Origin of the sequence: Parabacteroides sp. CAG:2 (assembly GCF_000436315.1) — a bacterium.
Lineage (GTDB): Bacteria > Bacteroidota > Bacteroidia > Bacteroidales > Tannerellaceae > Parabacteroides > Parabacteroides distasonis.
Window position 1 is genome coordinate 39,370 of sequence record NZ_FR885329.1, and the last position, 14,072, is coordinate 53,441.

The window sequence follows — 14,072 nt, forward strand, 5'->3', positions numbered from 1 at the left end:
AAAAACCGATCGAGTTATGAGTTCATGTGGAAAGAATGAGAACCCTCAAGAGATGAATCGCCGTAAATTCTTGAAGGTATTTGGGGGTGGGGCTGTCGCCTCTTCGGCGGCGCTTTACGGTTGCGCTCCCAAGAATGAGCCGGGGGCGGCTGTGGCGTTAGGTGAGGTTCCTACCGATAAAATGACCTATCGCCAACATCCTACGAATGGCGATAAGGTTTCTATTTTAGGATATGGTTGTATGCGTTGGCCCTTGAAACAAGGATCGGACGGTAAAGACCAGATTGATCAAGAAGCCGTGAATCGTTTAGTGGATTATGCGATAGAACATGGGGTGAATTACTTTGATACTTCTCCTGTTTATGTACAAGGTATGTCCGAGAAAGCGACCGGTATCGCATTGGCACGCCATCCTAGGAACTCCTATTATTTGGCCACTAAACTGTCAAACTTCCAGAACTATACGAGAGAAAACTCGTTGGCGATGTATCGGCAGTCGTTCCGTGATTTGCAAACCGATTATCTGGATTATTATTTGCTTCACTCTATCGGTGGGGGGAATGGTATCGAGCTTTTCAATGACCGCTATATAAATAATGGAATGCTTGATTTCTTGGTGAAAGAACGGGAAGCGGGACGTATCCGTAACCTAGGTTGGTCTTTTCATGGGGATGTAAAAGTGTTTGATTATGTGTTGGATATGGGCGTGAAATGGGATTTCGTTCAGATCCAGCTGAATTATCTGGACTGGAAACATGCCTCGGGGCGTAACGTAAACGCTGATTATCTGTATGGCGAATTAGAGAAGCGAGGTATTCCGGCGGTTATCATGGAACCGCTATTAGGAGGTCGCTTATCGAATGTTCCGGATCATATCGTTGCTCGTTTGAAACAGCAACGGCCTGAGAATAGCGTGGCTTCATGGGCTTTTCGTTTCGCCGGCTCTCCGGATGGGGTCTTGACGGTGTTAAGCGGCATGACGTATATGGAGCATTTGCAAGATAATATCCGTACCTATTCCCCGCTTATTCCGGTAACGGACGAGGAGAAAGACTTTTTGGAAGAGACGGCCCAGCTTATGATGAAATATCCGACAATACCTTGCAATGATTGCAAATATTGTATGCCTTGTCCATATGCGTTGGATATTCCGGGCATTCTTTTACATTATAATAAATGTGTGAACGAAGGAAATGTTCCGAAAAGTGCGCAAGACGAAAATTACGCGAAAGCTCGTCGTGCCTTCTTAGTCGGTTATGACCGGAGTGTCCCAAAGTTGCGTCAAGCGAACCATTGTACAGGGTGTGAGCAATGTAATCCTCATTGTCCGCAGGGTATCGATATCCCCAAAGAGATGCAGCGTATCGATAAATTCGTGGAAGAGTTGAAAGTGAATGGTTAACCTTTAAACAAACGGAAAATTATGTTACGAAAAATAAGAATATTCGCCGCCACCTTTTGCTTTGTGCTGATAACCCTGTTATTTCTTGATTTCACGGGTACGATTCACACTTGGTTCGGATGGTTGGCAAAGATACAGTTTTGGCCTGCGTTGTTGGCTTTGAATGTCGGTGTTGTGGTAGGGTTGGTAATCTTGACTCTTTTATTGGGGCGTGTATATTGCTCCGTTATCTGCCCTTTAGGGGTATTGCAAGATATTATTTCGTGGTTTGCTTGTAAACGGAAGAAATACCGCTTTTCCTATTCTCCCGCATTGAAGTGGGTACGTTATGGTACCTTGGTTGTTTTTATAGTGGCTTGTATTGCTGGTGTCGGTTCCTTGGTAGCGTTGATTTCGCCTTATAGCGCTTATGGGCGTATCGCTTCTAATTTATTTGCGCCAATCTATCAAGAGGGCAACAATCTATTGGCCTATTTCGCGGAACGTATGGATAGTTACGCTTTCTATTCGGTGGACGTATGGGTGCGTAGTCTGGCTACGATGGGAATCGCTATTCTGAGCTTTGTCATATTGGCGATTTTAGCTTGGAGAAATGGACGTACGTATTGTAATACGATCTGTCCGGTAGGTACGGTTCTCGGTTTTTTGTCGAAGTATGCTTTACTTAAACCTCGCATTGATACCGATAAATGTAATGGTTGCGGATTATGCGCACGTAAATGCAAGGCTTCCTGTATCGATTCTAAGAATCATGCGATCGATTATAGCCGTTGCGTGACTTGTATGGACTGCTTGGATAATTGCCGTCAAGGCGCGATTTCGTATACGAGGGCACGCAAGGCTGATAAAGCTACTTCGGTAAAAGAATCCTTAACGAAGGACACTACGGATGTTTCCCGCCGTCGAGCCTTGTCGGCTACGGCATTGGTAGCCATGTCTTCCGTTTTGCATGCTCAGCAGAAAAAACTGGAGGATTATGTGGAGATGAAGAAAGACGGAGGCTTTGCGCCGATTAAAGAACGTAAAGAGCCGAATCGTTTGGCGCCATTGGTTCCTCCCGGAGCTTTGAGTATCGGGAATCTGGCGCAACATTGCACGGGGTGTCAGCTTTGTGTATCTGTCTGCGAGAATCATGTCCTGCGCCCGTCTACGGATCTGATGAAACTGATGCAGCCGAAGATGGCATTCGATAGAGGGTATTGCCGTCCGGAATGTGTGAAATGTTCGGAGGTTTGCCCGACGGGAGCGATCAAACCTATTACGAAAGAAGACAAATCTGCTATACAGATCGGTCATGCCGTATGGGTAAGAGATCTTTGTATTGTCAATACGGACGGTATGAGTTGTGGTAATTGTGAACGCCATTGCCCGACAAAATCGATCCAGATGGTGGCGAAAGATCCGGCAGATCCAAAGTCGTTAAAGATCCCGGTGATCAATACGGAAACTTGTATTGGTTGTGGTGCTTGCGAGCATCTTTGTCCGTCTCGTCCTTATAGCGCGATCTATGTGGAAGGGCATGAGATGCACAGATCTATTTAATGCCGTTAAAATCTATCCCTAAAAACATGTACGTGTTTCTGCGAAAACATGTACATGTTTTTCAGAAAACACGTACGTCTTTTTTTCAAAGGTTCGTCAGACTCGATTTTTCTATGTACATTTGCGTGTTATAAAAGAATTATTGAGAAACTATTTATGGCAAAGAAGACAACAACAACGAAGCAAAATCATACAGAGCCGAGCTGGTTCGCAGCCTTGAAGACTTTTTTTACAAATGAACGGACCCGTTTCATTACAGGTTTGATTATCTCTATACTAACCATTTACGTAGGGCTTGCCTTGATTTCGTTTTTCTTTACAGGAGCCGCCGATCAAAGTAAAATAGAGAATGTTCCTTTAGGGGATTTGTTGACCAATCGAGGATCGGTAGAGAATTGGACGGGCGTACGCGGGGCGTATTTGTCTGATCTGTTGATGAACCGTTGGTTTGGCATCTCTTCTTTTATGATCCTCTTTTTCTTGGGATCGGTTGGGGCGAAACTCATGAATTTAAATAAAGTATCCTTGTTGAGACGTTTCTTGTTCAGTGCTTCGGCGTTGATCTGGGGATCTGTGTTTTTTGCTTTCATATTTATCAAGGGATATGAGGATACGTTTATTTATCTAGGCGGTCAACACGGATATTACATCTCGGAGATGTTTATTACCAATATCGGAATTCCCGGAACGATCTTGCTTTTATTAGGCTCATTCTTAATCATCGCTATTTTTACCAGTAAGAAGACTATTCCGTTCTTGCAGCGTATGTTCTCTTTAGGTTGGGTGAAAAATCGTTTGAAACGTGAAGGCCGAGAAGATGAGGTTGAAGTGGATCAGACGGAAAAAGAGGATATTGTAATTCCTCGCTCTAAGCCTGTCGTAGAGCAACCGGATGAACAACCGGAAATGGATGATTACGAAGAGTTTGATACGGAGGCTGAATTGTTGAAGGCCGAAGCGAAAGAAAACCGTAAAACAGTACCAGAATATGAGGAGGAAGAGGTCGCTGCTGCTGATGATTTAGTCGTTACGATCGCAAAAGGTGACGATGATCCGATAAACGAAAAGACAGAGGAGATAAATACCCCGGAATTAGGGGATGAGGAGGATGCCGGATTCACGGTGGAAGTTGCCGCTGGTAATGATGAGACCTACGATGCCTCGGCCTTGGGTACGTATGATCCCCGTTTGGATCTTTCCCGTTATGTATTCCCTACCTTGGACTTGCTGAAAGCGTATGATAGTGGGAGCATGGAGATCAATCGGGACGAATTGGCGGAAAACCAACGCTTGATCAAGCAAGCCTTGGAAGATTTCAATATAAAGATCGCTTCGATCAAAGCGACAGTCGGACCTACGGTTACGCTTTATGAGATTGTACCCGAGGCGGGTGTCCGTATTTCTAAGATCAAGAACTTGGAGGATGATATCGCCTTGAGTTTATCCGCTTTGCAGATCCGTATTATCGCCCCGATGCCCGGAAAGGGAACGATCGGTATCGAGGTGCCGAATAAGAATCCTCAGACGGTATCGATGCAATCTGTTATCGCTTCACGCCGATTCATTGAGGGTAAGTATGAGTTGCCTGTGGCGATGGGTAAGACGATTACGAACGAGGTGTTCATGTTCGATCTTTGTAAGACACCGCATCTATTGGTAGCCGGTGCTACGGGACAAGGTAAGTCTGTCGGTCTAAATGCGATCATCACTTCCTTATTATATAAGAAGCATCCATCGGAGTTGAAATTCGTGATGGTAGACCCGAAAATGGTTGAGTTTAGTATCTATTCCAAGATAGAACGTCATTATCTGGCGAAACTTCCGAATGCGGAGAAGCCGATCGTTACGGAGCCAGCTGACGCTGTCGCTACATTGAACTCGTTGGTGATCGAGATGGAAGACCGGTACCGTTTACTGGTGAACGCGAATGTTCGTAATATAAAGGAATACAACGCTAAGTTTATCGAACGGCGGTTGAACCCGCAGAAGGGACATCGCTTCTTACCCTATATCGTGGCGGTAGTGGATGAGTTTGCCGACTTGATCGCGGTGGCCGGACGTGAGATCGAGTTGCCTATCTCTCGTATTGCGGCGAAGGCCCGTGCGGTAGGTATCCATATGATCTTGGCTACGCAACGCCCGGATACAAAGGTGATTACCGGTACGATCAAGAGTAACTTTCCGAGCCGTATTGCCTTTAAGGTTGCTTCTATGATCGATTCACGTACGATTCTGGATGCTCCGGGCGCTAACCGTTTGATCGGACGGGGCGATATGTTGATTGTCGTGGCGGGACAAGAGCCGGTTCGTGTGCAGTGCGCTTTCGTAGATACGCCCGAGGTGGAGGATATCGTGGATTATATCGGTGAGCAGACTGGTTTCCAAACCGCTTATTTGCTTCCGGACTATGTGCCGGAAGGTGGGGAGGCATCAACTTCGGGAGCAGTCGATTTATCAGATCGAGATCCCTTATTTGACGAGGCGGCTCGTTTGATCGTGATTCAGCAACAAGGTTCTACTTCTTTGATCCAGCGTAAATTTGCTATCGGTTATAATCGTGCCGGACGTTTGATGGATCAATTGGAGGCTGCCGGTATTGTTGGCCCGTTTGAGGGAAGTAAGGCCCGTCAAGTATTGGTGCAAGATGAGTATTCGTTGGAGCAAGTATTAAATGCTTTGAAATAAATATGAGAAGAGAACATAAAATAAGAGTGTGGCGGTGTATCGCGTTTGTCGGATTATTCTTGTGCTTCCTGTTGGGGTTAGGAGTGGGGGCGCATGCCCAGAATGCGAATGATATCTTGGGGAAGGCGGCCGCTGCTTATGAGAATTCGAACGGGATAAGCGCTTCTTTTACGATGTTTACCCGTTCTGCCGGTCAGAATGCGGGAGAGAGTTTTGAGGGAACCATCCAGATGAAAGGTGATAAGTTTACATTAGTCACGCCGGATGCGCTTATTTGGTTTAATGGTACGACGCAATGGACGTATGTGGAACGGAACGATGAGGTGAACGTGACGAATCCTACGGGAGAAGAGTTGCAATTTACAAATCCCGCTCTTTTATTAAATAGTTATAAGAAGGGATTCACGGCGGCTTATAAAGGCGAGAGTACGGCACCGAACGGAAAAGCCGCTTACGATGTGGAATTGACACCGAAGAAAAAAGGGGATATCGTGAAAGTGGAGTTGCAAATCGAGAAATATTCAAATTTCCCGGCTCGTATCACGGTTACTTCTAAAAACGGCGTTAGCAGTACGATCCAGATCAGCCAATTGAAAACAGGTATAAACCAACCGGATCGTTTTTTTGTTTTTAACGAAGGGGATTATCCGGACGTAGAGGTGATAGACCTTCGATAATAGAGAATTGAAAATTGATAATTAATACTTAGATACTATGAGCGATTCAGTGAATGAGAAAGTACGTTGCCTTATTATAGGCTCGGGTCCAGCAGGTTATACGGCAGCGATTTATGCTTCCCGTGCGAATTTATCTCCGGTGCTTTATGAAGGAATACAGCCGGGGGGACAATTAACGACAACTACGGAGGTGGAGAATTTCCCGGGATATCCGGACGGTATAACCGGTCCTGAGTTAATGGAAGATTTAAAAAAACAAGCCGTCCGTTTTGGTGCGGATATCCGTTTCGGTATCGCTACCGCCGCTGATTTGGGCGAGGCTCCTTATAAAATTACGATTGATGGTGAGAAAGTGATCGAGACGGAGACTTTGATTATCGCTACGGGTGCTTCCGCGAAGTATCTGGGTCTTCCGGATGAGCATAAATATGCGGGTATGGGTGTATCCGCTTGCGCTACTTGCGATGGTTTCTTCTATCGTAAAAAGACGGTAGCGGTAGTAGGTGGTGGGGATACGGCCTGTGAGGAAGCGATTTACTTGGCTGGTTTGGCGAAGCAGGTTTACTTGATCGTGCGTAAACCCTATTTGCGTGCTTCAAAAGTAATGCAAGAACGTGTTTTCAAGACTCCGAATATCACGGTGCTTTTCGAACATAACACCCTGGGTTTATTTGGTGAGAATGGCGTGGAAGGTGCTCATTTGGTAAAACGTATGGGAGAGCCGGATGAGGAGAAAGTGGATATCGCTATCGATGGTTTCTTCTTGGCGATTGGCCATAAACCTAATTCGGATATCTTCAAGCCATGGATAGATACGGACGAGATCGGTTATATCGAGACAGTTCCGGGAACTCCCCGAACGAAAGTTCCGGGTGTGTTTGCCGCTGGAGATGTCGCTGATCCCCATTATCGTCAAGCTATTACCGCTGCGGGAAGTGGTTGTAAGGCTGCTATCGAGGCTGAACGTTATTTATCAGAGATCGGAAAATAGTTGACAGTTGACAATTGATAGTTGACAGTTGCGACAAGCGGTATTTAACTGTCAACTGTCACTTGTCAACTATCAACTGTCACTTGTCATTTGTCAACTAATTTAATTTCCATGAATTTAAAATCTACTCTTCTTTTGCTACTTTGCCTGATGATGGCAGGAATGGTAGCGGCAAAGGATAACACGAAAGTGATCGCCCATCGGGGGTATTGGAAAACGGAGGGCTCTGCTCAGAACTCTATCCGTTCTTTGGAACGTGCCAGCGAGATTGGTGCCTATGGCTCGGAATTCGACGTACATCTTACGGCGGACAATGTGCTGGTAATATTCCATGATAATGATATCCAAGGAAAACATATTCAATCCTGTACTTATGATGAATTGAAAGATTTGCAATTGAGCAACGGCGAAAAGCTCCCTACTTTAGAGCAATATTTGAAACGTGCGAAGAAATTGAAGAATGTCCGGTTAATTTTAGAACTGAAAGCTCATGAGACCCCGGAACGCAACCGTGAGGCTGCTAAAGCTGTTGTAGATATGGTGAAGCGTATGAAATTAGCGAAACGTACGGATTATATATCTTTTAATATGGATGCTTGTAAAGAATTCATCCGTCTATGTCCGAAATCTGAGGTTTCTTATCTGAATGGAGAATTATCCCCGATGGAATTGAAAGAGCTTGGTTTTACAGGATTAGACTACCATTATAAAGTCTTGCAATCTCATCCGGATTGGGTGAAGGATTGTAAAGTCCTAGGCATGACTTCGAATGTCTGGACCGTAGATGACCCTAAATTAATGGAAGAGATGATCGATATGGGAGTCGATTTTATTACGACTGATTTACCGGAAGAGACTCAAAAAATACTACATTCGCGGGCTCAATAAGGCATTATAAAGATGAGAAAGTTTTGTCTGTTGCTTATCCTGTCGCTGGCTTTACCCGTTTTTTGTCTGTTACAAGCGGTAGAGCCTCCCAAAAAGGAAATTCGTGCGGTTTGGTTGACTACGGTTTATGGTCTGGATTGGCCTCATAAACCGGCTACTACCGAGGCGGGACGAAAAGCCCAGCAACAGGCATTGCTTGATATCTTGGACCGGCTTCAAGAAGCGAATTTTAATATGGTCTTCATTCAGGCTCGCTTGAGGGGAGACGTGATTTATCGTTCGGCTATCGAACCGGCCACTAAGACATTCTCTGGTAAGTATGGGGTATTACCGGGATATGATCCGCTCGCTTTTGTCGTTGATGAATGCCATAAGCGAGGAATGGAATGCCATGCGTGGTTCGTGACTTTCCCGTTGGGAACGGAAAAAAGCGTGAAGGAGCAAGGAAAGCTTTCCGTGGTTAAAAAGAAACCAGAACTTTGCAAACGGCATAATGGAGAGTGGTATTTGGACCCCGGCGTACCGGAGACCGCCGATTATATTTTATCCTTGGTCAAGGAGATCGTGAATGGCTACGATATAGATGGCATCCATTTTGATTATATCCGCTATCCCGAAGAGGCGAAAACATTCCCGGATAAAACGCTGTATAATAGATCCGGTAAGAAAAAGTCTCTGGCAGACTGGCGTAGGGAGAATATCAACCGGATGGTTTACCGTATTTACGATTGGGTAAAGCAAACGAAACCTTGGGTGCAGGTTAGCAGTTCGCCACTCGGGAAATATAATCGTATTGAACGGGTACCTAATGCGGGTTGGACCGCTTACGAAAGTGTCTTCCAAGACCCTAAGATGTGGATGCAACAAGGTAAACAAGATATGATTGTTCCGATGATGTATTACCTGCATAAGAATTTCTTTCCTTTCGTGGATAATTGGGTGGATAATTGTAACGGGCGTTTGGTCGTACCCGGCTTGGGAGCTTATCGAATGGATAAGAGTGAGGCGGACTGGGCCGTGAATGATATAACGGACCAGATCGATTATAGCCGTTATTACGGAGGAGCCGGCTGTGCGTTCTTTCGTTGTGGAAATGTCCTGTATAATGACAAGGGACTTTATAAAGAGTTGAGAGACAATTACTATAAATATCCGGCCCAATTGCCTCCATTGACTTGGCTGAATGATTCGGTACCTGCCGCACCGGAGGGGATCAAAGTGGAACGTTTGGACGATGAGTTGCACTTAACTTGGGAGAAACCTGTGTCGGAAAAGCAGGACTTAACTTATACCGTTTATTATTCATTGACAGATTCGATCGATACGGCTTCGGCAAAATCCATATTAGCTACAAATATTTATGGCAACGAGCTTTTTCTTCCTATCGATGTAGAGTCTGAACGTGGGTATACATTTTCTGTAACGGCTTCCACCCGTTACCGGATAGAGAGTGAACCTTCTCCGGATACCTATTATTACCTGTCTAAATTTATCAAGTAAAGGGGGTATTTTGATTTCGAGTTTTTTTGCTTATTTTTGCGGCATATGAGACGATTTGCCACATCCTTGTTTCTTGTAATTCTTGCTTCCTTAATCTTTTATGGGGGAGCGGGGGTTAATTTCGTATCTTATTGTTGTGGCGTTTGCGAGAAAGAGGGAGTGGAGGCTTTATTGGAAGCTAAGTGCTGTGAGATTCATGGACATGATCATAGTCGTGATAATCTTGCGAATAATACGGTGGAGTGTTGTGGCATGAACGGCTGTGGCATTGAACGGGTTGATTTTGATTGGAATTCTGTAAATATACAAGTACCGGATCTGCAACCAGTCGTACATGATTTGCTCTTCTCCTCTATTTTCGAGAGTTTACAAATCGCTTCCTTATTTGCTGATTCCTATGAGATTAGGGTGACAGGTCCTCCCGTAGCCTGTCCTCGTGTGTACCTTTCTTTATTGACTACGCTTTTGATTTGATTGTATTCGTGAGGGTGGAAGCTGCTCGCTGAATACCCTTTGGTTTTTTAAGGTAGGGGATGCTCTATCCCTGCGGAAACTGTATTTAACGATTCAATCAAATAACAACTATCATGTTAAGACAATTATATCTGATATTTTTACTGCCCTGTTTGACTTTTACTTTGACTTGGGCCGAGGATTCCGGCAAGAAAGTGAAAGGACGTGTATGTGATGAAAACAAACAACCTATTATCGGTGCAAATGTATATTGGGAAGGAACCCAAAATGGAACCACGTCCGATGTGGATGGAAATTTCGAGTTAGAACGAAAAGGTGACTCCAAGAATCTGGTGGTTAGCTATATCGGTTATATGACTGAGGTCACCCCTGTGGATGAGAAGGACGATGCTATGCAGATTTTCTTAAAAGGTGAGATCGCCTTGGATGAGGTCGTGGTTAGTGAGCGCAAGATGGGAACCATCGCTTCCCGTACGAGCGTATTGCAAACTCAGAAAATTACGTACGATGAGATTTGCCGTGCGGCCTGCTGTAATCTGGCGGAGAGCTTTGAGACAAATCCGTCTGTCGATGTATCGTACTCGGATGCGGCTACAGGTGCCCGGCAAATTAAGCTGTTGGGATTGGCGGGAACCTACGTACAAATGTTGACCGAGAATTACCCGAATTTCCGGGGGGCCGCTTCCTTATATGGCTTGGATTATGTTCCGGGAGCTTGGATGGAAAGTATTCAGGTGTCTAAAGGAACCTCTTCGGTTAAGAATGGGTATGAGGCGTTGGCCGGACAAATCAACGTGGAATTCAAGAAGCCCCCTACGGCGGATATTTTCTCTGCTAATGTGTTCGCTAGTGATGCCGGACGTTATGAAGGGAATGCGGATGCTTCTTGGCATATCAACGACAAGCTCTCTACCGGTTTATTGGTACACTACTCGAATGATAAAATGCAACATGACGGTAATGACGATGGTTTTCTCGATACGCCGCTAAGGGAACAGGTGAACGTAATGAATCGTTGGTATCATAAATTGGATAAATACGTGGCTCAATACGGAGTTCGCTATCTGCATGAGAGCCGTACCGGTGGGCAGGATACGAAACACCATGATTTCACCGACCCGTATCGGATTCATTTAAATACGAACCGGGCCGAATTATTTACGAAGCAGGCCTATATTATCGATAAGGAAAAGGTAGAGAGCGTGGCATTGATACTTTCCGGTTCTTATCATGAGCAAAAATCAAGATATGACCGTACGCCCTATAATGTATATCAGAATAATGTATATGCCAGTTTGCTGTATGAAAAGGAGTTTACGCCGATGCATAGCTTGAGTACCGGATTAAGTATGAACTATGATGGTTTCGACGAGAATCTGGTTCAATATGCGGGAGGAGAGTCGGTCCGTCATGCCTATGACCGTACGGAAGTCGTGCCGGGAGCTTATGCCCAATATACGTTCAATCTGAATGATAAACTGATCTTATTGGCGGGTGTACGTGCGGATTATAGTACGTTGTATGATTTCTTTGTAACCCCTCGTGTACATATTAAATATAATCCTTTTGACTGGTTCCATATCCGGGCTTCGGCAGGTAAAGGATTCCGGACAGCGAATGTGCTGGCAGAGAACAACTTTTTGTTATCCAGTAGTCGAAAAATGTATATCGCCGACAATCTGGATCAAGAAGAAGCGTGGAATACCGGTCTGAATCTGTCATTTTATATACCTTTGTTCGGGAAGGAACTGAGCTTGAGCGGGGAATGGTATTATACCGATTTCTTGAAGCAAATCGTGGTGGATATGGATAGTGATCCTCATGCGGTTCGTTTCTACAATCTGGATGGGCGTTCCTATTCGAATAGCTTCCAAGTGGAGGCTTCCTATCCTTTTTTCCGGGGATTTACGTTAACGGCCGCTTATCGTTATACGGACGCGAAGACCGATTACCGGAATGAGGAGGGTGTGGCGCATCGATTGAAAAAGCCGTTGGTTAGTGATTATAAAGGTTTATTGACCGCTTCTTATCAAACCCCGTTGAAAAAATGGCAGTTTGATTTGACCGGCCAGTTTAATGGAGGCGGTCGTATGCCGACACCGGATGCGTCTAATCCGTTATGGGAGCCGAATTTTAAGGCTTATACGGTTGTGAATGCGCAGATTACGAAATATTTCCGTCAATGGTCTATTTACGTGGGAGCGGAGAACCTGTTTAATTACAAACAACCGAATCCGATTATCGATGCCAGCAATCCCAGAGGGGATAACTTCGATGGATCTATGGTGTGGGGACCGGTGCATGGACGGAAAATTTATGCGGGTATCCGCTTTAATATAAGCAGGGATTGACACGTATATACGTATAAGCCCGTACGTATATACGTGTAGGCCTATGCGTATACTGGTGTGCCCCTACGCCTATATACGTGTAGCCCGATGCCTATAGTGGTGCTTTTCTTTTGGTAGATATGAATGGATAATTAGAACTGTTAATATTAAAAAAAACAATTGATTATGAGACGATTAATTATGTTGCTATTTTGTGCCGTATGTACGGTATCGATGACATTCGCCCAAGAAGCGAAAAAGAAGAAGGACTCTGTGACATTCTTTATCGAAGCGATGGATTGTGATCACTGTATCAAGAAGATCGAGAAAAATATCGCTTTCGAGAAAGGAGTGACCGACTTGAAATGTGATCTGAGCACCCGTACGGCCATTGTGACTTACAAGACGGATAAGACTTCGAAGACCCGCTTGGCCGCGGCCTTCAAAAAGATCGGTATGGAAGCGGTTCCGGTAGATAATGGCGCCGGCTGTCCGGTACCTCCGGCGAAAAAAAGTGAGCATACTCACGCTCATTAACATGGAAATTCATAAGAACATCTTATCTTTGCAGATGTTCCGTGAGGGCGGGCCGGAGTGTCCGCCCTGTTTATGAAATAATTTTTCTACGGAATGCAGCGTTTGTTTAATTATTTACATCCTAATATTGTACAGTCTCCAGAAGGGAGACGTTCAAGGCACGACTGAATGAATGAGCTACAACTGATAGAGGGTTGTCGGAAGGGGGAGAGACGAGCTCAAAAAGAGCTTTATGATGCGTATTCCCGAAAAATGATGGGAGTTTGCCTTCGTTATGTGAACGACAGGGAAACGGCTCGTGATTTGTTGCAGGATGGCTTCGTGAAAATCTTTACCAGTATGGATTCCTATACAGGGAGTGGTTCATTTGAGGGGTGGATGCGGAAGATCTTTGTTAATTGTGCGTTGGAATATCTGCGAAAGTCGGATGTGTTGCGTGAAGCGACCGATCTTGACAATACGGCGGAACTGATTCAACCCGATAGTTCGGCTATCTCGGACATGTCGGCGGCTGAGTTGATGAATCTAGTGAAGGAGTTGCCGGTTGGCTTCCGTACCGTATTCAATATGTTCGCGATAGAGGGATATTCTCATAAGGAGATCAGTGAGATGTTGAACATAACAGAGAGTACTTCCCGTTCCCAATATACCCGTGCCAAGCAGTTATTACAACGTAGAATTAACGCATTGTATTGAGATAAGATGAGTAAAAAGGAAAGAGATATATGGGATGACGCGATCCGGTCGAAGCTAGAGGATTTCGAGATGGATACGCTACCCGGCGACTGGGAGGCTATAGCCGATCGATTGCCCGGAAAGGCTCCGGTTCCTTTGCGTCGTACGCTTCGCTACTGGGTTGCCGCCGCCGTGATCTCCTTATTGGTCGTATCGGGTGGTATCTATTTATATGACAGGGAGATGGAAGATCTACCTATAGCCCAAGAAATACAGTCTTCACAAGAGTCGACATCCGTGGATACCCCGGTTGTTCCGGTAGAGAAAACGATGGAGCAAGCACCCGTATTAGCGACTATTCCTGCTGCTGC

The 14,072-nt window shown here is 45.2% G+C and carries 11 protein-coding genes and 1 pseudogene; all 12 read left to right on the top strand.

All coding sequences use genetic code 11. The features are described from left to right. Positions 1-16: 16 nt before the first annotated feature. On the top strand, positions 17-1,402 hold the full coding sequence (locus tag QVP94_RS17255; RefSeq protein WP_005865158.1) for an aldo/keto reductase: 1,386 nt from the start codon (positions 17-19) through the stop codon (positions 1,400-1,402). 21 nt (positions 1,403-1,423) lie between these two features. Beyond that, positions 1,424-2,944 (top strand): 4Fe-4S binding protein, encoded by a 1,521-nt coding sequence (locus QVP94_RS17260; protein ID WP_022193091.1) that lies wholly within the window; start codon positions 1,424-1,426, stop codon positions 2,942-2,944. Positions 2,945-3,100: 156 nt separating this feature from the next. Continuing rightward, positions 3,101-5,629 (top strand): FtsK/SpoIIIE family DNA translocase, encoded by a 2,529-nt coding sequence (locus QVP94_RS17265; protein WP_022193092.1) that lies wholly within the window; start codon positions 3,101-3,103, stop codon positions 5,627-5,629. Positions 5,630-5,631: 2 nt separating this feature from the next. Further along, positions 5,632-6,306 carry an outer membrane lipoprotein periplasmic chaperone LolA1 gene (gene lolA1 / locus QVP94_RS17270; protein WP_022193093.1) on the top strand — a complete coding sequence of 225 codons (675 nt, stop codon included), beginning with the start codon at positions 5,632-5,634 and terminating at the stop codon, positions 6,304-6,306. Between the two features lie 37 nt (positions 6,307-6,343). After that, positions 6,344-7,297, top strand: coding sequence for a thioredoxin-disulfide reductase (gene trxB / locus QVP94_RS17275; RefSeq protein WP_005865171.1), 954 nt, complete (start codon positions 6,344-6,346; stop codon positions 7,295-7,297). 111 nt (positions 7,298-7,408) lie between these two features. Then, complete coding sequence (locus QVP94_RS17280) at positions 7,409-8,185, top strand: glycerophosphodiester phosphodiesterase (protein ID WP_009017543.1); 777 nt, start codon at positions 7,409-7,411, stop codon at positions 8,183-8,185. Positions 8,186-8,197: 12 nt separating this feature from the next. Beyond that, the gene (locus QVP94_RS17285; RefSeq protein WP_022193094.1) at positions 8,198-9,685 is read left to right on the top strand and encodes a glycoside hydrolase family 10-like protein; all 1,488 of its coding nucleotides are present in this window, start codon (positions 8,198-8,200) and stop codon (positions 9,683-9,685) included. Between the two features lie 45 nt (positions 9,686-9,730). Further along, complete coding sequence (locus QVP94_RS17290; RefSeq protein WP_008771636.1) at positions 9,731-10,159, top strand: hypothetical protein; 429 nt, start codon at positions 9,731-9,733, stop codon at positions 10,157-10,159. A gap of 113 nt (positions 10,160-10,272) precedes the next feature. Then, the gene (locus QVP94_RS17295) at positions 10,273-12,510 is read left to right on the top strand and encodes a TonB-dependent receptor plug domain-containing protein (protein WP_022193095.1); all 2,238 of its coding nucleotides are present in this window, start codon (positions 10,273-10,275) and stop codon (positions 12,508-12,510) included. Positions 12,511-12,675: 165 nt separating this feature from the next. Then, a complete protein-coding gene (locus tag QVP94_RS17300; RefSeq protein ID WP_022193096.1) occupies positions 12,676-13,026 on the top strand; it encodes a cation transporter in 351 nt (116 codons plus the stop codon). Between the two features lie 168 nt (positions 13,027-13,194). Continuing rightward, positions 13,195-13,722 carry an RNA polymerase sigma factor gene (locus QVP94_RS17305; protein ID WP_005865183.1) on the top strand — a complete coding sequence of 176 codons (528 nt, stop codon included), beginning with the start codon at positions 13,195-13,197 and terminating at the stop codon, positions 13,720-13,722. Positions 13,723-13,728: 6 nt separating this feature from the next. Then, positions 13,729-14,072, top strand: a pseudogene (locus QVP94_RS17310) (porin family protein); the annotation flags it as partial.